Genomic DNA, 23,683 nt, shown 5'->3' with positions numbered 1-23,683 from the left:
CGAAACGCTCTTCGAATCAGAGCTCTTCGGCCACGAGAAGGGGGCTTTTACCGGAGCAACCCAACGCAAGATCGGTCTGGTCGAAGCGGCAAACGGCGGCACCCTTTTTCTCGATGAACTCGGGGATATTCCGCTCTCGCTTCAAGTGAAACTCCTGCGGCTGCTTGAAACCGGCACCTTTCGCCCGCTGGGGTCGACGGAGCTGCGCACCACCGACATCCGCCTCATCTCCGCAACCCACCAACCGCTCGCTGCGATGGTGCGCGACGGCCGCTTTCGCCAAGACCTCTACTACCGGGTAAACACCTTTCCGATCCGCGTCCCGCCGTTGCGCGAAAGGAGCGGGGATATTCCGCTTCTGGTCACCGCGCTTCTCGAGCGGATCGCCCCGGGAAACAGCATCACCGTCACTCCAGAGGCGATAGCGCTTCTCGAGGCCTACGACTATCCGGGCAATGTCCGCGAGCTGCGCAATATCCTGGAACGGGCGGTGCTGTTGAGCGACGGCCGCACGATCGGCGCGGGCGACCTCCCCGATGAGCTCCACCTCGGAGCTGTGAGCGCAACCGCCTCCACCCCGGATTCCAAGGAATGCGCCGATGACGAGGCTGCGCAGCTTGCGAAAATCGCCTACTCCTTCTCCGGGTCGCGCAAAATGCTCGCCGAACAGCTCGGCATCAGCGAACGGACGCTCTACCGGCGGCTCGCCTCGTTGGGTCTGTCGCGGCGCAAAGCTGCCAAAAAATGACAAGTTTTCTGCCATATGTGACAAAATTGGCAGAAAAAACGATGGCGTTGCATCTCTCTCTTGCCTGGGCCACCATGGCATTTACCCGCTTCTGGCGCGCTCTTTCACCTTGCGGTCTGACCTTGCAAAAGTTGGCACGCTTTTTGCTACTGTCTGCGCTGCTTTGCGGCACCTCCAACCCCAACGCGCAGACCGCATGGGTCTCTCCTCCAAACCTTCGCTTCTTTTCCGGGCGCATGACCATGCGCCCGTTTTCTTTTTTCCGCTACCGGAATCGATCGACAAATTTTAGAAAAAACTGATAAACTAGCCCGGTCATCATCATGAAGGAGTGTCGCGATGCAATCACCCACTGTAACGGCGAATGATTCGCCCCGCCCCGACGTGATCCGCTACTTTCCACTCGCCCTCTTTGCGTCGATCATGGGGCTTTCGGGACTCGCCCTTGTTTGGTTGAAGAGCGCCCACCTCTGGGGCTGGCCGGCAGCGATCGGTGAGACGGTCACCGTCGTCGCCACAGCGCTCTTCCCCCTCTACCTCACGCTGCTCATTGGCAAAGCGGTGCGCAACCCTGAAGGGCTGCGTGAAGATTGGCGCCACCCGGTGCGGATGAACTTTTTTGCCGCGATCACCATTTCGCTGTTGCTGCTGGGCACAGCGCTCAAAGGCTTCGCGCCCGCGCTCGGCCACACCTTCTGGCTCGTCGGTGCCGTCGGCCATGCGCTTCTGGTGCCGGTGATGATGAGCACGTGGCTCCACCACACCCACTACCAGATCCCCCACATCAACCCGGCGTGGTTCATTCCAGTGGTGGGGAATGTCGTCGCGCCGCTCGCCGGCGTCGCTTACGGTCACGTTGAGGCGAGCTGGTACTTCTTCGCGATCGGGATCGTCTTCTGGCTGGTGCTGCTCACGATCGTGATCCACCGGTTGATCTTCTTTGAGCCGCTGCCGCAACGGCTCGCGCCGACCCTCTTCATTCTCCTCGCGCCGCCGTCGGTCGGGGTGCTGGCGTGGCTGCAGTTGAACGGCGAGACGCTCGACGCGGTCGCGCGCATTCTCTACGGTGTCGCGCTCTTCCTGGCGCTCGTGCTTGCGAGTAACGCGGTACGCTTTCTCAAGCTCCCCTTCTTCCTCTCGGCATGGGCCTACTCCTTTCCGCTCGCAGCGCTCACCGTCGCGACGATGAGTGTCGCCCACCTGAGCGGCAACAGCCTGCTCACGCTCCTCGCGAAAGTGCTCGTCGCACTCACCACGCTCGTGATCCTTTGGCTCGTCGTCAAAACCGCCCAGGCGGCGGCGAAGCAGGCGATCTTCCTGCCGGAGTAGTCAAAGGCCAAGGAGCGCGCGCCAGTTGCAGTGCTCCGCGACCGTATCGGCGAGGCGGTCGATCATCGCCTCGCGGCGGGTGTCGGCGTCGATCGGGGTGAGGCGCTTCGCCCCCGCCCACGCGGCAAAGGCGGCGAACGCCGCGGCGTCGTCAAAGAGGCCGTGCCAGTAGGTGCCGACGATCGCCCCGTCGGGCGAAACGGCGCCGTCCGCTTCGCCCCGATCGCTCACCAGAAGCGGCTGAGCGAGCGCCGGCCCCTCGCTCACCCCAAGGTGGATCTCGTAGCCACGCACCGCCACCGGACGGTCGCCGACGAGCGCGGGGTGGACCAAGGTGCCGCCTGATGCAGTGAGGCGCTTGTCGTGCGCCAGCCGCGTCGTGACCGCAAGGAGCCCGAGCCCCGCGCTTTCGCTTCCCGCCGGCCCCTCCGCGCCGTAAGGGTCGGCGATGCTCTTCCCCAACATCTGAAAGCCGCCGCAGAGCCCGACCACTTTGCCGCCGTAGCGCAGGTGGCGGCGCAGAATCGCTTCGCCGTCGTGCGCCCGCAGCCACGCGAGGTCGGCAAGCACCGCCTTCGACCCCGGGAGGACCACCAGGTCGGCCCCCGGCCACCGGCCGCCATGCCACCAGTGGAAGTCGACTTCGGGATGGAGCCGCCATGGGTCGAGGTCGGTGTGGTTCGCAATCCGCGGGTAGGCGATCGCGACGACCCTTAGTTGCGTCTCTTGACGGGCGACTGCCGGCTGCAGCGCGTCTTCGGCGTCGAGTGACCAGTCGGTGAGGTAGGGAAGCACGCCATAGACCGGTCTGCCGGTCTGCGCGGTGAGCCACTCGAGCCCCGGGGCGAGGAGAGCAAGGTCGCCGCGAAAGCGGTTGATCACAAACCCCCGGATCCGCGCCGCTTCACTCGGCGCGAGGCACGCAAGCGTCCCGACGATCTGGGCAAAGACCCCGCCGCGGTCGATGTCGGCAACGAGCGCCACCGGAAGATCGACCGCTTCGGCAAAGCCCATGTTGGCGATGTCGTTGGCGCGGAGATTCACCTCCGCGGGGCTTCCCGCCCCTTCGACGACGATATAGTCGTACTGGGTGGTAAGCCGCGCCCACGAGGCAAGCACCGCTTCCCGCGCCCGCGGCTTGTAGTCGTGGTAGCGGCGGGCGTCGAGCGTTGCCGCCACTTTGCCGTGGATCACCACCTGCGCCGTCCGATCACTCTGCGGTTTCAACAGGACCGGGTTGAAGTCGGTGTGGGGGGGAATGCCCGCCGCTTGCGCCTGGAGCGCCTGCGCGCGGCCGATCTCGCCGCCGTCAATGGTCACCGCGGCGTTGTTCGCCATATTCTGCGGTTTGAATGGGGCGACGCGCACCCCTTCGCGGCGCAGCAGCCGGCAGAGCGCGGCAACGAGCGTGCTCTTCCCCGCGTCCGACATCGTCCCTTGAATCATGATCGCCCGGTGTGCCATGGCGCGATTGTACGACGCCGCGGGGCCGATCGCCCGCTCCTTGCCAAAGCAGCCCACGCGCGCTACCCTTGAGGGACAACCACAACACACTTCGACCCCCCAACAGGAGCGCTCGCGATGTCCGCAACACCCCTGCCCCCGTTTCCGTTCGACAATACCTTTGCCCGGGAACTTCCCGATTGCGCGATCCCGTGGCGCCCCGACCGGGTCCCTGCGCCGCAGCTCCTCTACCTCAACCGCGAGCTTGCCGAGGCGCTCGCGCTCCCCCTTGCTGGCCTGGACGAAGCAACGCTCGCAGCGCTCTTCACCGGCCAGCGCCTCCCTGCTGAAGCCAAGCCGCTCGCGCAAGCCTATGCCGGCCACCAGTTTGGCCACTTCGCGCCGGTGCTCGGGGACGGGCGGGCGCTCTTGATTGGCGAAGTAGTCGGGCGCGACGGCATGCGCCGCGACCTGATGTTCAAGGGCTCTGGCGCCACCCCCTTCTCCCGCGGTGGCGACGGCAAAGGGGCGCTCTGGGCGATGCTCAAAGAAGTGCTCTACAGTGAAGCGCTCGCGGCGTTGGGGATTCCGACCACCCGGGCGCTCGCAGTCGCGGCGACGGGCGAGACGGTGCGCCGCGAGCATCGCCACCCCGGGGCGATCCTCACGCGTGTCGCCGCAAGCCATCTGCGGGTCGGGACCTTCGAGTTTTTCGCCGCCCGCGGCGACACCGCGCGCCTTCGCCGGCTCCTCCACTACACATTGGCACGCCACGACCCGGAGCGGCTCGCCGCCCCGTCGCCGGCGTTGGCGCTCCTCGAAGCGCTCTGCGAACGGCAGGCGACGCTCGTGGCACAGTGGTGCGCGGTGGGCTTCATCCACGGCGTGATGAACACCGACAACATGGCGATCAGCGGCGAGACGATCGACTTCGGCCCGTGCGCCTTTCTCGAACGCTACCACCCGCAGACGGTCTTTAGCGCGATCGACCGCGGGGGGCGGTACGCTTTTGCCGAGCAGCCGCGGATCGCCCAGTGGAACCTCGCGCGCTTTGCGGAAGCGCTGCTGCCGCTGATCGACCCTGACCCCAATCGCGCGGTCGACGCGGCGCGCGCGGTTATCGACACCTTCCCCGAACGCTACGCGCGGGCGTGGCGCGAAGCGATGCGGTGCAAACTGGCCCTCGACGCCGCGACTGACCCCGCGACGGTTGCTGAAGACGAGGCGTTGATCGCCGCGTGGCTTGAGTTGCTCGAGCGCCACCAAGCCGACTACACCTCCTCCTTTCGGGCCCTCGCCGCGGTCATCGACGGCGATGAGGCGCCGCTGCGCGCGCAGATCCCCTCCCCCCAGCTCGACGCGTGGCTTGCCCGGTGGCGGGCACGCTTGGGTGTTGCCGCCGGGGAATCGGCGCCCCGTTTGAGCGCAGCGCTGCGCGCGGCGAATCCGTGGCTGATTCTGCGCAACGAAGCGGTCGCCACAGCGCTCGCCGACGCCGAAGCGGGGGATCTTGCCCCCTTCTTCCGGCTCCTTGACGCGGTGCGCACCCCTTACCGCGAAGAGCCGGCGTTTGCCGACCTCGCCGCCCCCTCCTCCCCCGAGTTCATGCGCCGCTTTCGCACCACCTGCGGCACCTAATTTGCGATAATCGGGGCGATGAGCGCGCTCGTTGCCCTGGTGGTTGGCCTTCTGTGGGATCGCATCATTGGCGAACCCCGCCGCTTTCATCCGATCGTCGCGTTCGGCCGCTGGGCGGAGCGGTGCGAAGGGTGGGCGCGCCGGCGGTGGCTTCTCCCAGCGACGGAAGCGACCCCGCTCGGGGAAGAGGCGCACAACCGATGGCGCGGCCGGCTCGCTGGGATCGTGGCTTGGGGCGCTGCGGTCGCGCCGCCGCTCCTCCTCTACGGCTGGGCGAGCGCCGCATTCCCGCGCCTGCAGTGGCTCATCGACGGCGTCGTGCTCGGCGTTGCGCTCGGTTGGCGCAGCCTCGACGAGCATGTGCGCGCGGTCGCGGAACCTTTGGCGCGCGGCGATCTCCCCACTGCCCGGCATGCGCTCGCCCAGATCGTCAGCCGCGACACCGCGCCGCTCGACGCGACGGGGATTGCGACCGCCGCAACCGAATCGGCGCTCGAGAACGGCCACGACGCGGTGATCGCGCCGCTCGTCTGGTTTGCGCTTGCTGGCGGCTGGGGGGTAGTGGTCCATCGCCTGGTGAACACGCTCGACGCGATGTGGGGGTACCGCACCCCCCGCTACCGCGACTTCGGCTGGTTTGCCGCCCGAGCCGACGACCTCCTCGGTTGGCCGAGCGCGCGCGTGACCGCTCTGGCCTACGCGCTCGCAGGCGATTTCCGCTCGGCGTGGCGCTGCTGGCAGCGGCAAGCACCCCATTGGCCGAGCCCCAACGCCGGGCCGGTGATGGCTGCAGGCGCTGGCGCGCTCGGCGTGCGCTTGGGCGGCCCTGCTCCCTACCACGGCGCGTGGCGGAACCGCCCGCCGCTCGGCTGGGGCAACAAAGCAACGCCCGAGACGCCGTACGCTGCGTTGGCGCTCCTCAAGCGCGCCACACTCGGTGTGATCGTTGTCGTCGCGCTCTGGGTCAGTCGATGACACCGGACGAGATCCCCCACGGCGGGCGGCTGCGCGCGGCGATCGCCCGTTACGGCGGCGCGATTGACGCGTGGCTCGACCTCTCGACCGCGGTCGCCCCGTGGAGCTACCCGTTGCCGTCGGTCCCCGAAGCGGTCTGGCAGCGGCTCCCCGAGCCCGACGATGCGCTCCCCCAGGCGATCACCGACTACTACGGCTTTGAAGGGCTACCGATCCCCGGAACGCAGGCGGTTCTGCAGCTTCTGCCCCTTCTCGCTTCTCCCCGGCAACGGGTGGTGATCCCGAGCCCGAGCTACGGCGAATATGGCCGCACCTGGGCGCTTGCGGGCCACACCGTCTGTCGCGTCCCCCTCGATGCCGCGGCGATCACCGAGGCGGTCACCCACGCTGACGTCCTCCTTTTGGGGCAACCGAACAACCCGACCGGCCACCGTTGGAGTGTCGCGCAACTGCAAGCGTGGCACGCACAGCTCGCCGCACGGGGCGGGCTGCTCCTCATCGACGAAGCCTTTGCCGACGCGGCCGACGTCGCCGCGGGGCGCCCGAGCCCGCTCCCAGCGTGGGCGGCGCACACCCCTGGGGTGGTGGTCCTGCGCTCCCTCGGCAAATTCTTTGGCCTCGCGGGGATTCGCTTCGGCGTCGCCTTTGCCGAACGAAAGCTCCTCGCGCGCCTCGCTACCCACCTCGGGCCGTGGGCAGTGAGCCACCCCGCCCGCTGGGCGGCGACCCTCGCCCTCAGTGACCGCTCCTGGCACGCCCAACAGCTCGCGCGGCTCACTGGGGCGTATCAAGCGCTCCAGGCGGCGCTCGAAGCGAGCGGGTGGCACCCAGCTAAGCATGCTACCGCCCTCCCGGGACTCGCCCCTTACGCGCTCCTCGTTCCCCACCCCAATCCGGTTGCGGCAAGTGAAGCGCTCGCGCGCCGCTTCCTCCTCGTTCGCCCCTTTCATAATCCGCCGGCGCTCCGCTTCGGCGTCGTCCGCCCCGAAACGCTCCCTGAGCTCGCCGCGCGACTCGCCGCAGCCGCTGCCTCCCCGATGCGGTAGAATGGCCGATCGACCGCACTCTCTTGCCCAACCGATGCGTGCTCCACCCTACCCCACCCCGCGGACGGTCTGGTACGTCCACTACCAACGCTCTCCCACCGACGGTTCGGCGGTCCATGTCGCCGAATTCATTGCAGCGTTTGCCGCCCTCTGCGCCGAGCGGCAGGTCCGCTTTCGCGTCGTCGCCCCGCCACCCGAGCTCTCCTCACCTGCGGCAGAACCGTGGTGGCGCAAAGTGCGTCGCGCGCTCGGCCGCTACTATCTCCGCGACCTCCTCCTCCTGCTTCGGCAGTGGCGGCAGGCGCAACGCGAGGGGGCACTCCTTGACCGCGAACGCCCCGATCTGGTGATCACCCGCTACGACGCCGAAACGCTCTCCATCCATTGGGCATGCCAGAGACGCAAGATTCCCGTCGTCACCGAATTCAACGGCCTCGATCGTGGCGAGCTCATGGGGACCTACCTCGACATCAAGCCGATCCCGTGGGTCAATCGCCTCTTTGCCAACTGCCACGCGCTCGCCCTCTCTGCTGGGGCGGTGGCGGTAACCGGAGCGATCGCCGCGCCGCTCGCCCAGTGTAACCCGGAACAAAAGCCGATCACCGTCAACCACAACGGCGTCGACATCGAGCGCTTTCACCCTGGGATCGACGGGACCCCGTTGCGCCGCGCGTGGGGGTGGCCCGACGAGACGATCGTCATCGGCTACAGCGGCAGTTTCATCGTCTGGCACCGCCCCGAGCGGCTGATCGCGGCGTGGCAGGCGCTGCGGGAAGCCGGTTACCCTGTGGCGCTTCTGCTTGTCGGGCGCCACAACGACGCAGTCGCCAGCCGCCTTGCCGCGCTTCCCGCAGCACTTCAGCGCTGGGTCCACTGGACGGGGCATCTTCCCCACGACGCGATGCCCACTCATCTCGCGGCGATGGAGATCACCGTCCTTCCCCACACCCAACCCTACTGTTCGCCGCTCAAGCTCTTCGAATACATGGCGATGGGCAAAGCGGTGATGGCACCCGACACTGCAGGGGTGCGCGAGGTGATGACGCCGGAGGTCGAAGGGGTGGTGTTCAATCCCGACGACGATATCGCTTTTACCCAAACGCTCGAACGGCTCGTTGCCGATGCGGCGCTGCGGAGTCGCCTCGGTCGCGCGGCGCGCGCGCGGATCGAACGGGAGTTTACCTGGGCGCACAACGCCGAACGGGTGTGGGAGACCGTCGTTGCGGCGTGGCGGTGGTTCTACGCCCACGAGCGGTAGGGTAGCCGAGATGGAATTCACCTGGCGCCTCTTTACCACCCCCTGGTGGCAAGGGGAAGGGGAACGGTGGTCGCAGTGGGTCGCTGACGCCGACCTTCCCCTCTTTCTCGACACCTGCTGGTTGGACGCGGTCGTCGCCCACTACCGGCCGACGCTGCGCGTCTGGGTCGCGTTTCACGGGGGGGAACCGGCAGGCGCGATTCCCCTTGCTGAGACGCGATGGCATGCGATTCCGGTGTGGCGCTGGCTCGGTGCCGAACTCCACCCCGACCACCTCGACCTCGTCGCGCCGAGAAGACTTCACGACGCGCTCTGGGCGAGTTTTCTCGCTCAAATTGCTGTCCGCTCGGCGCCGCCCCTAATTTTTTGGGAAGGGGTGCGGGAGACGAGTCCCCTCTTGACGCTGCCGTGGCCGTCCACCCTCTCCCTGTGGAGCAGAGCGCCGCGCCCTGTCCCTTACCTTTCCTTGGCGGGGCTCGATCGCGACACCCTCACCGCACGATGGACGCCGAAACTGCGCAAAGAGATCGCCTATCTCCGGCGGCGGATCGCCCGCGACCACCCGAACGCGCAACTTCTTCGTGCCGAAACACCGCAAGAGATCGCGAAGCTTCTCGAACAACTCTCCCAATGGAGTCGCGTCCAACATGGCGAGCAATCGGCATGGAACGAGCCCCGCTTTCGCGCGTTTCATCAGGCTGTTGCCCTGGAACTCCACCGCAAAGGGCAGCTCGGGCTCTTCGCCTGGGGCGAACCCGACACCTTCTGGGCGATCGCCTACGGCTTCTGTGACCGCCTCACCTACCGCTACTACCAACCCGCCTTTCACGCCGCTTATGCCCGTTACAGCCCGAGTAAGCTCTTGATCGCCGCGCTCCTCGAGTGGGGGGTTGCCCAGGGCTGGCAGGAGTTCGATTTTCTCTTGGGTGCGGAGCCGTACAAATTCGAATGGGGGGTGGATCTCCGGCAAGAGGCCGACTGGCGGATGGGGCGTGGCGTCGTCGGGCGGCTCATCACCGCGATCGGGCAGTGGTGGCGATGAACGCGCGCGAACGCAAAACCGGTAGCGGCATGGTCTGGACGATTGCGCGGGCGCTCGTGCAGCTGGTGCTGAGCATTGGTGTGGGGGTGGCGCTCGCGCGGCTCCTCTCGCCGCACGATTTCGGCGTCGTCGCGATTGCGACGGGCTTCTCCGTCTTAGCGGAGTCGCTCGCGCTCGCGGGGCTCGGGTCGGCGCTCATCCAGCGGCCGACGGTCCGCCGCGCCACCGCCGAGACGACGCTCCTCCTTTCGCTCCTTGCGGCAGCGCTCTTTCTCCTCCTCTTCACCGTCGCGGCCGCTCCGCTCGCCTCCTGGTTTCAGGCACCGGAACTCGCGACAATTCTCCCGATCATCGGCGTCACTCAAGGGGTGATGACGCTCGGGATCGTACCCCGGTCGGTGATGCGGCGCCACCTGCGCTTCCAGGCGCTCGCGACGATCGACCTCGTGAGCTACACGTTGGGCTATGGCGCGGTAAGCATCGTGCTCGCGTGGTTGGGGTGGGGCGCGTTGAGCCTCGCAATGGGGCTGCTGGCGTGGTGGCTCATCGCGACGCTCGCCTGCTGGCTCGTTGGAGGCAGCCGCCGTTGGCGGCCACGGTGGGATAGGGACGAAGGCAAGGCGATTCTCCGCTACGGCCTCACCCTGAGCGGTAAGAGCTTCGTCGTCTATCTCGCGAGCGCGCTCGACAGCCTCCTACTCGGCTGGCTCCTTGGCCCCGCCCCGCTCGGCCTCTACCAGCGCGCCGCGCAACTCGCGCTCATTCCGCTCCAACGGCTCGCGGCAACGATCGGTCAGGTGATGTTCCCCGCATTTTCGCTCGTGCAGCTTGAACCGGCGAAACTGCGCACCGCGTTCCTCGCGAGCCAACAGACGCTCGCGCTTGTTTGCCTTCCGATCCTTGCGGCCCTCGCAGCGGTCCCCGAAACGGTGATCGTTGGCCTCTACGGCGAACCGTGGCGGGAGGCGGCGCCGGTGCTGCGGATCCTCGCGCTCGTCGTGATCGTCGACCTCACCCACCACCTGGCCGGGCCATTGGTTGAGGCGTGCGGCCAAGCGGGAAGGGAGCTACGGATCCAGATGCTCTTTGTCCTCCTCCAGGCGGCCAGTCTCGTGATTGCGGCCCGCTGGGGATTGACCGCAGCGGCAGCTGCCCACATGATCCCGTCACTCTTCCTTGCGGTGGCCATGGTGCGCATGGCGTCACGCATCATTACGCTCGACTGGTGCGCGTGGCTCGCAACAAACCGCGCGGGGCTTCTCTTGGCTGCTGCGGTCGCCGCCAGTGCGGCAGCGACCGTTCACCTTTGGCGCGCCACTTCGGCCGCTCCCCACCCGGTTGGCGAACTCATGGCGGTGGCGATCATCTGCGCTGCGGTCTATGCGGTGGGGTTGTGGCGGATCCCTGGACCGCACCAAGCCTGGTGGCGGCGGGGGTATCACTGACGGTCGAGGAGCCACACCTCGACGACCCGGTTTCGCGCCTCGACCACCCCGTCGGGTGTCGCCACGGGGGGACGCCGCTCGCCATAGGCGCGCGCCTCGACGATTCGGCTGCGGTCGATCCCGGCTGCCGTGAGGAGCGCCAAGACGTGGTCGAGGCGGCGCTTCGCGAGCGCGTCGTTGTAGCGCACGCTCGCCGCGCGGTCGGTGTGCGCCGCAACGACGATCGACCCGCGGCTCTCCTTCGCCCCTTGCGCCCACTGCCGCAGCCGCTCCCGCTCCTCGGGCGAAAGTTGGTCGCTGTCGAGCGCAAAATAGAGGGTGAGCGGCGCGCACGCAGCTGCCGCGCACGCCGTCGGAGCCGCCGCTGCTGGGGCAACAGCAGGCCCTTCCTTGGCTTCTCCCCGTGCGGGTTGCACTTCGAGCTGACTCATCGCCGCTTCAAAGGTCTGGCGACAGCGATGGACATATTCGGGATAGCGGTTCTCCTCCTGCGACTCCATCCAGCAGTCGAATGCCACTTGCGCCCGCGCGGCAACACGCGGATGGCGTTGATCGGCGCCCCGATCGAACGCGCGCATCAAGCGGGTGCGGGCATAGACCAGATCCTCGAGCGCATAGCGGGGCAACACCCGATCACCGATCGCTTCAGGCCAGACCCGCTCGCCGCGCGCCGCCGCGCCAGCCCGTTGGAGAAATTTGGCCGCGTCGCCAAAATCGCTCGCGCTGTCGCGTTCCCGGGCCAGTTCCCGATACCCCATACTGAGCGCCCCGAGAAAATCCTGCCCCGCCGGCCCGTCGAAGAGGTGGTCGCCATACCGTTCCGCCCGTGCGGCAGGGGGAGGGGCCGCCTCGCCCTGCGTCTGGCGCTCCACCGCCCGTTCGTTGGTCGCCAGCGACGGAACGTTGTAGGTCACCGACTGACAACCGGCAATGAGCGCCGCGACAACGCCCACACCCAGCCATCTGTTGCATTTTTGCACCATTTCACCCCTCCTTTACCCGGCCGATGGACGGGACAACAACCTAAAGTCGAAGAATTGATCGATAATTTTTCACTACCGCTCTTTTTTGCACTATACTGCATCAACAACGATTGGTAAACTTGCCCAAGGAGGCGAGATGAAACAAACCATCGGTCGGCACGCCTGGCATCTGGGGATTTCGCTCCTCGTGCTGCTGGTCGTCGGCGGCTGCGCCACCCCCCGCCCCGACATTCCCGGCGGCGTGACCACCCACAAGGGAGATCTGCGCGAATCGAGCGCCCTTTTCGTCGGACGGGATTACCTCCTCTCACCGGGCGACGAACTTGAGATCGTCTACCAGTTCGACACCCAGCTTCAGCCGGAATACCGCCTGGCGATCGGCGACCAGATTCGGGTCGAGTTTGTCGACTACCCGCAACTCGACCGCACCGTCGACGTCCGCCCCGACGGGCGGATCACCGTCCCCTACCTGGGCGACGTGAGCGCTGCCGGGAAAACACCGATGGAGCTCGCGCGCGAGCTCGACGAACGCTACAGTAAGCTCCTCACCAAACCGCGCAGTACCGTGAGCCTCGTTCGCTACGGTCAGCGGATCCGCGACCTCAAAGAGGCGATCCGCACCGCGACGCGCGGCCAGAGCCGCCTCACCGTCGTCGGCCCCGACGGGCGAATCACCCTGCCGTTGATCGAGCCGATCTTTGTCGCCGGCAAGACGATCGACGAAGCACAACGGGCGATCATCGCCGCTTACGCCCAGGTGATCGACGGGCTCAACGTCTCGACGCTCCTCTTGAAAGCGACCGGCAATCGCGCCTATGTCTTCGGTTATGTCGGTCGGCCCAACTTCGTCGAGCTGATCGGCCCCACCACCGTCACCCAGGCGATTGCGATGGCGGGCGGCTTGGACGCGCGCGCCGAAGCAGAGACCGTTCTGCTGATTACCCGGGATGAAGCGAACCACCCGGTTGGCCGGGTGATCAATCTCAAAGAGATTCTGACCACCGGCAACCTTGGGAAAGACCCGATCCTTCGCCAAGGCGACGTCGTCTATGTCCCGAACACGCGGCTTGCCGACGCGGCGCTCACCGCCGAGCAACTCTGGGCGTTGATTCCCCGGTTTTTCTCCTTTAGTTACCAACGCAATCTCTGAAAGGCAAACCATGAACTCCGCCCCACAATTGCCGCAGAGTCTGCCCCCAGCGCCACCGCTTGAGCCGACGCAGACGGTGCGCGATATTCTGAGCATCTTTTTCTACAAGAAACAGGTTTTTCTCGCAACCTTTTTCGGCCTCATCGGGATCACGTTGGCCTTGGCGTTTCTTTCGCCGCCCCGTTACGAGACCAGCGCCGATCTCCTCATCAAACCGGCGCTCACCCGCCCGTTCATGATTTCGCCCGAAGGAGGGGCTTTCTTTGCCTCCGACGTCACCCTCAAAGATCTCAACACCATCATCTTTCTCCTCCAGTCGAGCGAACACCTCGCGCAGGTGGTGGAGAAACTGGGGCTCGCGTCGCGCGACGACCCGACCGCCGTGCAAAAAGCGGTCGCGCAGCTCAAAGGCCGGATCAAAGCCGAACCTCTTACCGAATCGAACGTGGTGCGCGTCACCCTCAAAGGGGGCGACCCGCAAGAGGTCACCCACATGTTGCAGACGCTGGTCAACACCTTCGTCGACTACTACATCGAAATCAACCGCGTTTCGGGCGGGATCGATTTTTTCCGCAACCAGACCGAATTCTTGCAACGGCGCTTGGCACAGCTCAACCGGGAGCTCGAGACGGTCACCGCACAGACCGGCGTCGTCGATCCCGCGGTTCAGCGACAGACGCTGCTGCAGCTGATGCGCGACCTCGAGCAGGAACGGATGAAGATGCGCTCGTCGCTCGAGGAGATCCGCGCCAAAACCCAAGCCTTTTCTGAGGCGCTCAAACGGTTTGAGCAACAAGGGGGAGCAAACCTGGTCGGCCTGCCGAAAACCACCGTTTATGAATACCCCGCGCTCATCGAGATGGAGAAGAGCCTCGCGCAACTGACGATCAACCTGCAGCGCGCGCGCAATGACTATCAACCGGGGACCAAACCGGTGTTGGATGCCGAAGCGCAATACGGCAACATGCGCCAGCAGATTCGCCAGTACCTCAAGCAGATCATCGAAGACCTCAAAGTGGAAGAGCGCAGCGGCACAGCAGCACTCACCGCGCTCGAGGAGCGCATTGCGGAACTCAACCAGAGAGCCGTTGAACTCACCGGCCGGTCGCTCACTTACGAACAGCTGCAGTTGGAACGGGAACTCACGAGCAAACAGTACGGCATCTACGTTGACAAGCAGGAGGAGGCGCGGATCCGTCAGGCGAAGGACGACGCCCGCTTTGCCAACGTCTCGATCGCCGCCCAACCGCAAATTCCCGTGGCACCGACCTTTCCCCGTCCCGGCTTGATGATCGCGCTCGCGCTCGTGATTGGACCGATCGTCGCAGCGGGGGTAGCCGCGGCCGCCTATCTCGCTGCGCAGAAAATCTACACCCCCTCTGACGCTGCGGCGTTGCTCCCTGTCTTGGGGTCGCTCGACGCGCAAAGCAGTTCGCCCTCTGCCGCCACGTGGAATGAGCCCTTTTTTGCCCCAAGGAGGACGCGATGAGGCTCTCGGACATCCTGGAGCAGAAAAACCGCTCTGCAACGCTGCGCGACTCCCCTTGGGCCGACGATGTCTGGGGTGGCGACCCGTGGGGGCGCAACGGCCTCAACGATCAGCCCAAACCGACGGAACCAGAACCACAACCTTCTCGGACGCGTAACGCAGCGCAAGGGGAAGAGGAGCGCACAACGTCCCACCCTCCCAAACCACACCCCGCCGTTACCGTCCAAGCCAAAGGCGCAGCGCCCCTCGTCCTCCCTCCCCCAGTGCGGCAACTCCCTGCGGCGTGGGGGCTTGAGGTGCAACGGATCGCCCACCGACTCGCCTTCGGCCAACCTCAAGCCCCGCAGGTGGTCCTCTTCGTTGCGCCGATTCCGCAGAGCGGCGTCTCGACGCTCTCCTACCTCATCGCCCACCACCTCGCCAGCAGCGCCCGCGAAGGGCGAACGCTTCTGCTCACACTCACCCCTGCGGCGGAGCACGCGCCGCGCGAAGCCTTCACCTTGCCGATCGGCGCCCCCTTCTCCTGGACCCAACTCCCGGCCGACCACGCCCTCAACCGCCTCACCCTCTTTGGCGGTAGCGAATTTTCGGTGGCCGAAAAGGTCCGTTGGTTCCGCTCGTTGATCACCACTGCACGGGGGATCTACGCCACGATCGTCGTCGACGTACCGCCCCTCAACCGCAGCGCCGATGGCTACCTGATCGCCCAGGAGAGTGACGGCGTCGTTTTGGTTCTGAAAAGTGGCGAAGTGCGCAAACCGGCCGTCGCCGCGCTCACCCGTGAGCTGCAGAGCATGGGAACACCGGTGCTCGGGGGTGTCTTGACCTTCCGCCGCTATCCGCTGCCGCAGTGGCTGATCCGTCTGTTGTAACCGCTCTCCACCTCCATGTTTGCCCCCCGCCCTCATCCGTTGCTGCCCACTCTGATCCCTGTCACCCTTGGCGTCTCGGCCGGCTGGGCGATCGCTACGGTTTTGGGCCGAGGGGACACCGCACTCCTCCTCGCGGCGTTTGCTGCGGTGGTGGGGCTTGCGGCTTTGCCGGTCTTGCTCCTCTTCTGGCGCACCCAGCAAGTCGAGTCGCTCGCCTGGTTTCTCGCGGTCTTTGGCCTTGCCCTCACCTTCGTCGACATCAACCCCGGTTTCCGGAAAGATTGGCCCTTTGCGGTGCTCGCGAACGGCTTTCGCGTCTCGCTGAGTGACCTGCTCTTCCTCTTCCTCGCGCTCCTCTGGTGGTTCGACCGCACCGGAAAACCGGCAGTGGCTGCAATTCCCCGTCCGCTCGCCGTCACCTTCGTCGTGATGCTCCTTTGGGATGCAGCAAACGCCGCATTCATCGCCCGCGAACCCTTCTTTGCCTGGAGCCTCTACTGGCGGGAGGTCAAAGCCCTCTTCTTTCTCTGGGTTCTTGCCCGCTTTCTCCAACCCCACCATTTTCGCCTCCTCGGTTTGGCGCTCGCCGCCGCGGTGATTCTGCAAGCGCTCGCCGTTGCCGACCAACGCTTCTTGGGTCCGGTGATCTTTACCGCAAAGCTCCTCAAGACCGACTTTGCGCTGAAAAGCGCTGCCGGTTCCGGCTACCTCTTACGCTACGGCGGCACGTTCGGCCACCCCAATACGCTTGCGAACTTTCTCGCCGTCGCGCTCCTCTTCCTGTGGTTCTTTGTGCCCACCCTCAAAGGGGAGCGGCTCGCCCGCCTCTTCGTGCTCGTCGCGATCGCGCTGGGTCTCGCGACACTCACCATCACCGGCTCACGCGGGGGGTGGATCGGCTTTGCGGTGGCGCTCGCGATCGGTATCCTCCTCTGGCTCAAGCGCAAAGGGCGGAGTGTCCTCATCGGTGCTTTGGTCATGCTCTTTTCGGTGACGACCCTCGTTGCCTCGCTCTTTGCCGTCTCAGAGACTTTTCGCACCCGATGGACTGCGGAGGATCGCGGCTCGGCGCTCGTGCGGGTGCCGCTGATGGAGACGGCCAGCAACGCGATCGAGGCCAACCCCGTTTGGGGGGTAGGATTGGGGCAATACACCCGCGAGATGCACCGTTACGACCGCACCAATCTTCAGGTCGCCACTTGGTACAACCAGCCCGTGCACAATTTCTTGCTCCTCACCGCTGCCGAGATCGGCATCCCGGGGCTAATCCTCCACCTGACCGCCTTTCTCCTCCTGTTGCGCTACAGCTGGCAGACACTCACTCACGGCACCGGACTCTTCGCCGACGTCGGCATCGCTGCGTTCGGTGGCGGGGTGGCGTGGGCGATCCAGGAGCAGTTCAATCCCGACTACATTTTCATGCCCTACTACCTCTGGGTGGTCTGGGGGGCGATGTTCGCGGCGCGGCGCATTGAACGGGAGCAGTCAACGGGGTTGCTGCCCTAAGTAGCGCCAGGCGAACGCCCGCCACAGGAAGAGGGGGTTGCCGAGCCAGTAGCGCCGCCAGGTGTAACGGGGTTGTTGCAGGAAACGGTAGAGCCACTCCAACCCGTGGTCGGTCATCCACCGCGGGCCGCGGGGAATCTTGCCGGTGGCGATGCGCGCGTAGCCGCCTGCCATCAGCGCGACGCGCACTGCGGGGAAGCGGTTGCGGTGCGCGGCAAACCACTCCTCCTGAATCGGCATGCTCATCCCGACGAGGAGCACCTGCGCGCCGCTGCGGTTGATCTCCGCGATCACCCGCTCATTCTCCGCCCCTGCCCGGGCGAAAAAGCCGTGGTGCCGCCCCGCCCACGGAAGCGCCGGAAAATGGGTGCGGATCCACCCCTCAAACGCCGCTCCGACCTCGTCGGTATCACCCAAAAAGAAGAGGGGCGCTTGGTGCTCCCCGCAGAGGGTGAGAAAATCGGGCATCCAGTCGGCGAAGGTGAGCCGCTCGCCGATCGGCAACCCCAGCAACCGCGCGGCGAGCACCACGCCGTAGCCGTCGACGAAAACGAGGTCGGCGCTGTTGAGGACCTCGCGGAACTGGGGGCGTTCCCACGCCAGATTCATCGCGTGGGCGTTGACGTTGGCGACGAAATGGGTTTGGGGTCGAGCGAGCGCCGCAGCAAGCCACGAAAGAAGCCCCGCGCGGTCGACGCAATCGATCTCAACCCCCATCAAGTGGGTGACCGGAAACGCACGCATGAAGAACTCCTTGAACCTCATTTCCCGAATCAGAGAGAAGGTTTTACCCCAGCGGCGTTGCGTTGCCCTCTTTGTCGCTCCCACGGGGAACCCCCTGCCGCCGCTGCCGCTCCTCGAGGCGGCAGCCTCAGAGGATACCACTCTCTTGACCCCCCATTTCGCGACGGACCCCCATCTCGCCTTGGTCGCAGAGGTCGCACCCCAGCGCTTTGCCCGCGGCGACCGCCTCTGGCTCTTCTCCGCCGCAGGGCAAATGGTGCACATCGCTTGGACCCGAAGTGACCGATGGCTCGACCTCACCTATGAACTGGGGCATGAAGCGCGCTGGCCGCTGCCACCAGCTCATATGGTGGTCTATGACTGCTACACCCTCTTTGCGGCGCGCGGCCAGGGATACTATCCCCGAGCGTTGCGGACGCTCCGCGCTCTGCACACCGCAAATACCCTCTGGATCTATGCGCTCACCGAGAATCGCGCGTCGATCTCCGGTATCGAAAAAGCGGGCTTCACCCCGCGGGAAACCCTCTGTCGCTGGCGATGGCTCAGATTCTGGCTCTCGCCGATCACCCCCCCTCAACCGATGGTATGATGTAAAAATTACCCTGCCCCATCCGGTTTTCCCTTATCACCATGTCGCGCTTCGCCGTTCGCACCCTGGTCCTTGCCGACCTCTTCGCGCTCTGGTTTGCCCTCCTCGTCGCCGCCTATTTCACGGGACCAGCGATCGAAGGGGTACGCTTCCTCCGGGTACTCGAGTGGCGAATCTCGCTGCAGAACCTCCTGTTGCTCCTCGCCTGGAGCGCCCTATGGGTACTCCTCTCCGCACTCCTCGTCGACACCGCGCCCGACGCGGGTGCGCGCCGCACCGGACCGCGCATCGCGCTCCTCACCGCGATCGGCACTGCACTTCTTGCCGCGACGAGCAAAATCTTGGCCCTCAAACTCGTCACCCCTTCGTTTTTGGCTATTTTTGCCGCAACCTATCTTGCCACCGACCTCCTGCTGCGCTCGCTCCACCTCCGCGTGCTCACGTGGCTCGATCCGGAGGCGCGCCACCGCATCCACCTCCTCTTTTTCGGTGCCACTCCGCTCACTGACGCGCTCGCCGAGTCACTCCAGAACAACCGCCACTACCAGCTCCTCGGTTACTTTGCCGCCTCTCCAGGCCAATCGCCGCTCCCCTACCTCGGTTCCTTCGACCGCTTCCAACCTTTTTTCGATGAGGCGGTCGTCGACCAGATCGTCGTGACGATTCCCCTCACCGCGATCGACGAACCCGTCCAGCAAGCGCTGCGCGAAGCCGAAGCGCAGGGGATCGAGGTCCTCTTTCCCGTCGAACTCTTTGCGCCGATCGTCCCCCTTCCCGAACCGCTCGCCCCCCGCACCCACCTGGTGCGCGTCGCCGCGAATGGCACTGACCGCGCCATACCGCTCCTCAGTTTCGATTCCGGCCCGCAGATGGGCTGGCCTTTTCTGGTGAAACGGCTGATCGACGTCACCGGCGCGCTCGGCGCACTGCTGCTCCTCTCCCCCCTACTGCTCGCGATCGCTTTGGCGATCCGGGTCACGATGGGCGCCCCGGTGCTCTTTGTTCAACCGCGTTTGGGTTACCACCGTCGCGTCTTTCCGCTCTACAAATTCCGCACGATGATCCCGAACGCCGACGCGCTGCGCGAGACGTTGCGTCAACAGCACAACGAACGGGATGGTGCAGCGTTCAAGATGCGCAACGATCCGCGCGTCACGCCGCTCGGCCGCTGGCTGCGCAAATTGAACCTCGACGAACTGCCGCAACTCTTCAACGTGCTCAAGGGGGATATGAGCCTCGTCGGCCCCCGGCCGCTGCCGCTCGACGACTACGCCCATATGGACCGGACCACCTATCTGCGGCGGGTGAGCGTCCTTCCCGGCATCACCTGCACATGGCAGATCTCGGACCGGTCGCGTGTCACTTTTGACGAATGGATGCGCATGGACCTCGACTATATCGACCACTGGAGCCTGAAACGCGACCTAGCGCTCCTCGTCAAAACGGTGTGGGTGGTGGTGCGCGGCCGGGGAGACCAGTAGCCGCTGCGGCTCACCAGCCTCTCCCCTATTACACGGGAATGGCGGCGGTCGGCTGCGCGCGCAACCATTCGGCAAAGCGGACATGGTTACGCCGCATATTGAAGTGGGTCGCGATGCGGTCGTGCGCCGCGTGCGCCATCGCTGCGACATCGATCTCACCCCGGACGATCCGTTCGATCGCGGCTGCAACCGCGTGCGGATCATTCGGGGGAACGGTGATCGCCGTGTCGGCGACGAGTTCGCCAATCGCGCCGACGTCGGTCGTCACCACCGGAACCCCGGCGTTCATCGCCTCCATCACGACGAGCGGCATCCCCTCGACGACGCTCGTCAGGACAAAGAGGTGGTAGCGGCGGTAGCTCGCGAGGATTTCGTCATGGTAACGCGCGCCCAAGAGGTGCACCACCTCGCCAAGCCCCAACGCCGCGATCCGGTCGCGCAAAAAGGGATCCCGTTCGCCACTGCCGATGATGTCGCAGGTCAAAGGGATTCCCCGCTCCCGCAACAGCGCACACACATCGATCAGCACGTGCTGCGCTTTGTGTTCGCTCAATCGCCCGACGTTGAGCAGCCGCACGGGGAGCGACACGGGTGGCGGAGGCTCAAAGGGAAGGGGCTCGACCCCGAGCGGAATCACTGCGCGGGCGGCCGGAACGGCCCCCGGGAAACGCGCTTCAAGGACCGAAAAATTCTTCTGCGAGATCGACACCAGCCCCGCTGCGTCGCGGATCTTCGCAAGAAGGTCGGGGGGGTTGTCGTACAAGACGTCCGAGCCGTGGAGGGTGAGCGAATAGGGCACCCCCGCCAAAGCGTGGCACCAATGGACGACCCCCGCGGCGCCATAGGTGAAATGGGCATGGAGGTGGACCGAACGGCCGCGGAAATGGTAGAGTAACCATACCGCCGCCGCCCACTGCGCGAGCCGCTTCGGCCACTCCTCTTCCGAACGGAAGAGCGCTGCCGCCGTTTGCCAGAAGAGGTCGCCGAAGGTGCGTACGGCCCAGACCATGGCGCGCCCCCACTCGGTTGCCGGTAGGTGGTCGAGGTAGGTCACCTGGTCCACGAGCGCGCGCATCGGCGGGTGGACCTCGTCGGGGCGCGGGTGGCGGTTGGAGAGATGGACCACGGGAAGTCCGAGCTCAGCCAGCGTCTGAGCCTGGGCTGCGACGAACGTTTCGCTGAGACAAGGAAAACGCGAATGGACAAAGAGGTAGAGGGGGTCGTGGCATGACATGGTGGATGGTGCTTGCGCTCCTTGCGATTCCACCATTCTATCTCCTCGCACTCTCCTGGGCGAGTCGTACCCTTCCCTACCCCTGGCCCCCCCTTCGCGCGCAGGAGAAGCCTCCCCAGACGCGCTTTCGCGTCGTTATTCCTGCCCACAATGAGGCGCTCCACATCACCGCGGCCGTTGAAGCGGCGCGTGCGCTCGACTATCCCCAGGAGCGCTTCCAAGTGGTCGTCGTCGCGAACGCCTGCAGCGACGAGACCGCGGCGTTGGCCGAGACCGCCGGCGCCACGGTCTACACCTTTGACCCGCCAGGGAAAGGGGGAGCGCTCGACTACCTCTTCCGCACCCTTGCTGCCGATCCCGAGTGGGACGCGGTGGTGGTCGTCGACGCCGACTCGACGCTCGACCCCCAGGCACTGCGGGTGCTCGACGCGCTCTTTGCCGCTGGGGCCGACGCCGTGCAGCTGCGCTACGCGGTCAAGAACGCCACGGCCCATCCGCGTACCGAGATCGCCGCGGTGCAGCTCGCCTCCTTGAACGGCATCCGGCCGCTCGGCCGCGATCGCCTCGGCTGGTCAGCCGGAATCTACGGGAACGGCTTTGCGCTCGCGCGCGCAACCATCGAAGCGGTACCCTATCGCGCGTATGGGGTTGTCGAAGACCTCGAATACCACCAACACCTCTTTCTTGCCGGCAAACGGGTTCGCTTTGCCGACGCGGCTGCCGTCTGGGCCGAGATGCCGGTGGCGCGCCATCAATTGGCGACGCAGCGCGTACGGTGGGAACGGGGCAAACTCTGGACGATCCGCCACTACTTTGGCCCGGTGGTGCGCCACTTCCCGCGCCGTCCGTGGGCGACACAGGGACAGCTCTTCGATCTGATGGTACCCCCGATCGCGTGGGTGGCGCTCGGCCACGCAGTGCTTCTCCTCTTTGCTCCACTCCCCGTGCGGCTGGGTGCGGCAGCGGCGTTCGCCGCGATTCTCCTCCACTACCTCCACGCCGCGCACCGCTACCAGCTCCTTCCCCTCTTTGGCCGGGCGCTCGCCCACGCCCCGGGGTACATCGCCGAAAAGTTGTGGGCCGTCCTCCGGTCGCTCCTCACCGAACGGGAGCTTGGGTGGCGTCGCACGGAGCGCAAATAGATGGCCGATCTCGTCGTGATGTACCACGGGGTCATCCCCGACGATTTCCCTTGTAACGACTGGCTCCAGGTTCCTGCTCGCCGTTTTCGCGATCAGCTGACCGCCCTTCTGCGCGCGTTTGAACCAGTGACCCCGGAGCAACTCTTCACCCCGCGCCCCCGGTGGCAACGGCCGCGGCTCCTTGTCACTTTCGACGACGGCTATGCGAATAACCTTCAGACTGCCCTTCCGATCCTGCGCGCCTTGGGGGTTCCTGCGCTCTTTTTTCTCGCCACCGGCTATTTAGGAACCCCGTGGTTTTGGTGGGACCGACTCCGGGAGGGGCTAGCGCGCGTCGGCCAAGAGGTGACGCCGGCGATGATCGCTGAACTCAAAGCCCTTCGACCCGACGCGGTTGAGCCGAGGGTGAGCGAACTCCTCACCGCAGCGGGCGCCGACCCCCACCCTGCCCCGGTCGAGGCGCTCCGCCCCCTCACCTGGGAGGAGGCGAAGAAGCTCGCCGCGACCCCAGACTGCGCGATCGGCAACCACGGCCACCACCACGAGATCTTTCGTCACCTCGACCCTGCGGCACTCACCACGGTCTTGGCCACCAGCCAGTCGCTCCTGCGCGATCGGCTCGGTTGCCTACCGCGGTGGATCGCGCCACCCAATGGCGACTGGCGGGCGAATCAGACAGCGATCATCCGGGAGACGGGCTTTGCGGCCCTCTTCACCACCCAACCGGGTTGGGTCACCCATCGAACTCGCGGCTCTGACCTCCTGCTCATCCCGCGGATCGGTATCGGCGCAGGAGACACCCCATGGGGGATCGCCAAGCGCCTCGTCAAATACCGGTTCGTCACGAACCTGCCCGCTCCAGGAGCGGCAAATAGGTAAAGCGGACCAACTCGGCGACCCGCGCGGCTTCGTCAAACGCCGTGAACGGCCCGAGATAGAGCCGGCTCACCGTCTGCCCCGCCAACGTCACCGGCAACGCCACCACCGCGACGCCGAAAGGGGCAAGCCGCTCTTTGACCGCTGCCGCCTGTTGATCGTCAGCAAGGGTGGCGTAGTAGAGGTAGAAGCGGCCGCGGTTGTCGGCGACGATCATCTCTTCCCGCCGCAGTTGCGGCAGACGAATCCGGGTGTTGTGGGCGACGCGGTCGATCGCTACCCCCGGATTGGCGGCAGTGAAGAGGTCGCGCACCGTCGAATTGTCGACGCCGAAATGGTCGCTCAATGCTGCGAGGAGCTCCTTGGCGTCCGTGACGACCCGCTCTTTGTAGCGCGTCGCGACCGGCAAGGGGAGGGACGAGGGGAGATCCCCCAGCGACGAAGCGGTTTTCCCCGCCCGACTCGACCCGCCTACCTCCATTCCCGACGGTCCAGGGACAAGAGCCGACTCTTTTCCACTCCCCCCCATCTCCCGCTCCGAACGGGGCGCAGCAGGCGCAGCGTCCCCTCTTCTCCCGACGTTCGTGCTACTGGGAACGGCGCGATCGGACAACGGGCCCCCGTCCACTGCCCGACGCTCGAGCCACCAGTAGGCGAGCCCAACCCCGAGAAGCAGGGCGACGATGACGCTTA

The 23,683-nt window shown here is 65.8% G+C and carries 22 protein-coding genes; 17 read left to right on the top strand and 5 right to left on the bottom strand.

Annotation, left to right across the window (positions count from 1 at the left end; genetic code table 11):
* The 3 genes from ACYQ6T_RS09040 to ACYQ6T_RS09030 form a co-directional block, all read left to right on the top strand.
* On the top strand, window positions 1–748 hold a 748-nt coding region (locus ACYQ6T_RS09040; RefSeq protein ID WP_459830201.1), incomplete at its 5' end, for a sigma 54-interacting transcriptional regulator.
* A complete protein-coding gene (locus ACYQ6T_RS09035) occupies window positions 745–1,050 on the top strand; it encodes a hypothetical protein (RefSeq protein ID WP_459830198.1) in 306 nt (101 codons plus the stop codon). The genes ACYQ6T_RS09040 and ACYQ6T_RS09035, both read left to right, overlap by 4 nt.
* 37 nt (window positions 1,051–1,087) lie before the next feature.
* The gene (locus tag ACYQ6T_RS09030; RefSeq protein ID WP_459830195.1) at window positions 1,088–2,077 is read left to right on the top strand and encodes an SLAC1 anion channel family protein; all 990 of its coding nucleotides are present in this window, start codon (window positions 1,088–1,090) and stop codon (window positions 2,075–2,077) included.
* Here the strand turns inward: ACYQ6T_RS09030 and ACYQ6T_RS09025 are convergent, their stop codons facing one another.
* Entirely contained in the window at window positions 2,078–3,541 is a 1,464-nt protein-coding gene (locus tag ACYQ6T_RS09025) for a cobyric acid synthase (RefSeq protein WP_459830192.1), read from the bottom strand.
* 117 nt (window positions 3,542–3,658) lie between these two features.
* On the opposite strand from ACYQ6T_RS09025, the gene ACYQ6T_RS09020 reads away from it, so the two are divergent.
* Genes ACYQ6T_RS09020 through ACYQ6T_RS08995 form a run of 6 tightly spaced genes read left to right on the top strand, consistent with a single transcriptional unit; the run spans window position 3,659 to window position 10,924 of the window.
* A complete protein-coding gene (locus ACYQ6T_RS09020; protein WP_459830189.1) occupies window positions 3,659–5,158 on the top strand; it encodes a protein adenylyltransferase SelO in 1,500 nt (499 codons plus the stop codon).
* Between the two features lie 18 nt (window positions 5,159–5,176).
* Window positions 5,177–6,133 (top strand): adenosylcobinamide-phosphate synthase CbiB, encoded by a 957-nt coding sequence (cbiB, locus tag ACYQ6T_RS09015; RefSeq protein ID WP_459830186.1) that lies wholly within the window; start codon window positions 5,177–5,179, stop codon window positions 6,131–6,133.
* On the top strand, window positions 6,130–7,179 hold the full coding sequence (locus ACYQ6T_RS09010; RefSeq protein WP_459830183.1) for an aminotransferase class I/II-fold pyridoxal phosphate-dependent enzyme: 1,050 nt from the start codon (window positions 6,130–6,132) through the stop codon (window positions 7,177–7,179). The genes cbiB and ACYQ6T_RS09010 overlap by 4 nt, the downstream gene beginning before the upstream one ends.
* A 34-nt stretch (window positions 7,180–7,213) precedes the next feature.
* Window positions 7,214–8,437, top strand: a complete 1,224-nt coding sequence (locus tag ACYQ6T_RS09005) for a glycosyltransferase family 4 protein (RefSeq protein WP_459830182.1) — start codon at window positions 7,214–7,216, stop codon at window positions 8,435–8,437.
* A gap of 10 nt (window positions 8,438–8,447) precedes the next feature.
* The gene (locus tag ACYQ6T_RS09000) at window positions 8,448–9,479 is read left to right on the top strand and encodes a GNAT family N-acetyltransferase (protein WP_459830180.1); all 1,032 of its coding nucleotides are present in this window, start codon (window positions 8,448–8,450) and stop codon (window positions 9,477–9,479) included.
* Window positions 9,476–10,924, top strand: a complete 1,449-nt coding sequence (locus tag ACYQ6T_RS08995) for an oligosaccharide flippase family protein (RefSeq protein ID WP_459830178.1) — start codon at window positions 9,476–9,478, stop codon at window positions 10,922–10,924. Before ACYQ6T_RS09000 ends, ACYQ6T_RS08995 begins: the two co-directional genes overlap by 4 nt.
* Here the strand turns inward: ACYQ6T_RS08995 and ACYQ6T_RS08990 are convergent.
* On the bottom strand, window positions 10,918–11,907 hold the full coding sequence (locus ACYQ6T_RS08990) for an OmpA family protein (protein ID WP_459830176.1): 990 nt from the start codon (window positions 11,905–11,907) through the stop codon (window positions 10,918–10,920). The genes ACYQ6T_RS08995 and ACYQ6T_RS08990 overlap by 7 nt on opposite strands.
* 136 nt (window positions 11,908–12,043) lie before the next feature.
* Between ACYQ6T_RS08990 and ACYQ6T_RS08985 the strand changes: the two genes are divergently transcribed.
* From ACYQ6T_RS08985 to ACYQ6T_RS08970, 4 genes are read left to right on the top strand one after another with little or no spacing between them, the layout of a single operon-like run.
* Window positions 12,044–13,057, top strand: a complete 1,014-nt coding sequence (locus ACYQ6T_RS08985) for a polysaccharide biosynthesis/export family protein (RefSeq protein ID WP_459830173.1) — start codon at window positions 12,044–12,046, stop codon at window positions 13,055–13,057.
* A 10-nt stretch (window positions 13,058–13,067) separates the two neighbouring features.
* The gene (locus tag ACYQ6T_RS08980) at window positions 13,068–14,546 is read left to right on the top strand and encodes a GumC family protein (RefSeq protein ID WP_459830172.1); all 1,479 of its coding nucleotides are present in this window, start codon (window positions 13,068–13,070) and stop codon (window positions 14,544–14,546) included.
* The gene (locus ACYQ6T_RS08975) at window positions 14,543–15,418 is read left to right on the top strand and encodes a P-loop NTPase family protein (RefSeq protein WP_459830169.1); all 876 of its coding nucleotides are present in this window, start codon (window positions 14,543–14,545) and stop codon (window positions 15,416–15,418) included. Before ACYQ6T_RS08980 ends, ACYQ6T_RS08975 begins: the two co-directional genes overlap by 4 nt.
* A 15-nt stretch (window positions 15,419–15,433) precedes the next feature.
* Entirely contained in the window at window positions 15,434–16,924 is a 1,491-nt protein-coding gene (locus ACYQ6T_RS08970) for an O-antigen ligase family protein (RefSeq protein ID WP_459830167.1), read from the top strand.
* Here ACYQ6T_RS08970 and ACYQ6T_RS08965 read toward each other — a convergent pair.
* Window positions 16,904–17,668 (bottom strand): WecB/TagA/CpsF family glycosyltransferase, encoded by a 765-nt coding sequence (locus ACYQ6T_RS08965; RefSeq protein ID WP_459830165.1) that lies wholly within the window; start codon window positions 17,666–17,668, stop codon window positions 16,904–16,906. The genes ACYQ6T_RS08970 and ACYQ6T_RS08965 overlap by 21 nt on opposite strands.
* Here ACYQ6T_RS08965 and ACYQ6T_RS08960 point away from each other — a divergent pair.
* Together ACYQ6T_RS08960 and ACYQ6T_RS08955 are read left to right on the top strand one after the other, a co-directional pair.
* The gene (locus tag ACYQ6T_RS08960; protein WP_459830162.1) at window positions 17,667–18,257 is read left to right on the top strand and encodes a hypothetical protein; all 591 of its coding nucleotides are present in this window, start codon (window positions 17,667–17,669) and stop codon (window positions 18,255–18,257) included. The genes ACYQ6T_RS08965 and ACYQ6T_RS08960 overlap by 2 nt on opposite strands.
* Window positions 18,258–18,298: 41 nt before the next feature.
* Entirely contained in the window at window positions 18,299–19,738 is a 1,440-nt protein-coding gene (locus ACYQ6T_RS08955; protein WP_459830159.1) for an exopolysaccharide biosynthesis polyprenyl glycosylphosphotransferase, read from the top strand.
* A 28-nt stretch (window positions 19,739–19,766) separates the two neighbouring features.
* Here ACYQ6T_RS08955 and ACYQ6T_RS08950 read toward each other — a convergent pair whose 3' ends face one another.
* The gene (locus ACYQ6T_RS08950; RefSeq protein ID WP_459830157.1) at window positions 19,767–20,972 is read right to left on the bottom strand and encodes a glycosyltransferase; all 1,206 of its coding nucleotides are present in this window, start codon (window positions 20,970–20,972) and stop codon (window positions 19,767–19,769) included.
* On the opposite strand from ACYQ6T_RS08950, the gene ACYQ6T_RS08945 reads away from it, so the two are divergent.
* The gene (locus ACYQ6T_RS08945; protein WP_459830154.1) at window positions 20,966–22,114 is read left to right on the top strand and encodes a glycosyltransferase family 2 protein; all 1,149 of its coding nucleotides are present in this window, start codon (window positions 20,966–20,968) and stop codon (window positions 22,112–22,114) included. The genes ACYQ6T_RS08950 and ACYQ6T_RS08945 overlap by 7 nt on opposite strands.
* Entirely contained in the window at window positions 22,115–22,993 is an 879-nt protein-coding gene (locus tag ACYQ6T_RS08940; protein WP_459830151.1) for a polysaccharide deacetylase family protein, read from the top strand.
* Here ACYQ6T_RS08940 and ACYQ6T_RS08935 read toward each other — a convergent pair.
* Window positions 22,956–23,683: SPOR domain-containing protein (locus tag ACYQ6T_RS08935; protein ID WP_459830149.1), on the bottom strand; the 728-nt coding region annotated here is incomplete at its 5' end. The genes ACYQ6T_RS08940 and ACYQ6T_RS08935 overlap by 38 nt on opposite strands.

It is taken from the genome of Hydrogenophilus islandicus (assembly GCF_054657095.1).
Note: the sequence above shows the minus strand (reverse complement) of the source record. Positions and strands in the feature narration are given on the sequence as shown.

Bases quoted from the DNA above. Each gene is read 5' to 3' on its own strand.
- ACYQ6T_RS09005 (WP_459830182.1), top strand. From the start codon at position 7,214: ATGCGTGCTCCACCCTACCCCACCCCGCGGACGGTCTGGTACGTCCAC.
- ACYQ6T_RS09035 (WP_459830198.1), top strand. From the start codon at position 745: ATGACAAGTTTTCTGCCATATGTGACAAAATTGGCAGAAAAAACGATG.
- ACYQ6T_RS09010 (WP_459830183.1), top strand. From the start codon at position 6,130: ATGACACCGGACGAGATCCCCCACGGCGGGCGGCTGCGCGCGGCGATC.
- ACYQ6T_RS08955 (WP_459830159.1), top strand. From the start codon at position 18,299: ATGTCGCGCTTCGCCGTTCGCACCCTGGTCCTTGCCGACCTCTTCGCG.
- ACYQ6T_RS08965 (WP_459830165.1), bottom strand. From the start codon at position 17,668: ATGCGTGCGTTTCCGGTCACCCACTTGATGGGGGTTGAGATCGATTGC.
- ACYQ6T_RS09020 (WP_459830189.1), top strand. From the start codon at position 3,659: ATGTCCGCAACACCCCTGCCCCCGTTTCCGTTCGACAATACCTTTGCC.
- ACYQ6T_RS09030 (WP_459830195.1), top strand. From the start codon at position 1,088: ATGCAATCACCCACTGTAACGGCGAATGATTCGCCCCGCCCCGACGTG.
- cbiB (WP_459830186.1), top strand. From the start codon at position 5,177: ATGAGCGCGCTCGTTGCCCTGGTGGTTGGCCTTCTGTGGGATCGCATC.
- ACYQ6T_RS08975 (WP_459830169.1), top strand. From the start codon at position 14,543: ATGAGGCTCTCGGACATCCTGGAGCAGAAAAACCGCTCTGCAACGCTG.
- ACYQ6T_RS09000 (WP_459830180.1), top strand. From the start codon at position 8,448: ATGGAATTCACCTGGCGCCTCTTTACCACCCCCTGGTGGCAAGGGGAA.
- ACYQ6T_RS09025 (WP_459830192.1), bottom strand. From the start codon at position 3,541: ATGGCACACCGGGCGATCATGATTCAAGGGACGATGTCGGACGCGGGG.
- ACYQ6T_RS08970 (WP_459830167.1), top strand. From the start codon at position 15,434: ATGTTTGCCCCCCGCCCTCATCCGTTGCTGCCCACTCTGATCCCTGTC.
- ACYQ6T_RS08960 (WP_459830162.1), top strand. From the start codon at position 17,667: ATGAAGAACTCCTTGAACCTCATTTCCCGAATCAGAGAGAAGGTTTTA.
- ACYQ6T_RS08990 (WP_459830176.1), bottom strand. From the start codon at position 11,907: ATGGTGCAAAAATGCAACAGATGGCTGGGTGTGGGCGTTGTCGCGGCG.
- ACYQ6T_RS08980 (WP_459830172.1), top strand. From the start codon at position 13,068: ATGAACTCCGCCCCACAATTGCCGCAGAGTCTGCCCCCAGCGCCACCG.
- ACYQ6T_RS08940 (WP_459830151.1), top strand. From the start codon at position 22,115: ATGGCCGATCTCGTCGTGATGTACCACGGGGTCATCCCCGACGATTTC.
- ACYQ6T_RS08985 (WP_459830173.1), top strand. From the start codon at position 12,044: ATGAAACAAACCATCGGTCGGCACGCCTGGCATCTGGGGATTTCGCTC.
- ACYQ6T_RS08945 (WP_459830154.1), top strand. From the start codon at position 20,966: ATGACATGGTGGATGGTGCTTGCGCTCCTTGCGATTCCACCATTCTAT.
- ACYQ6T_RS08950 (WP_459830157.1), bottom strand. From the start codon at position 20,972: ATGTCATGCCACGACCCCCTCTACCTCTTTGTCCATTCGCGTTTTCCT.
- ACYQ6T_RS08995 (WP_459830178.1), top strand. From the start codon at position 9,476: ATGAACGCGCGCGAACGCAAAACCGGTAGCGGCATGGTCTGGACGATT.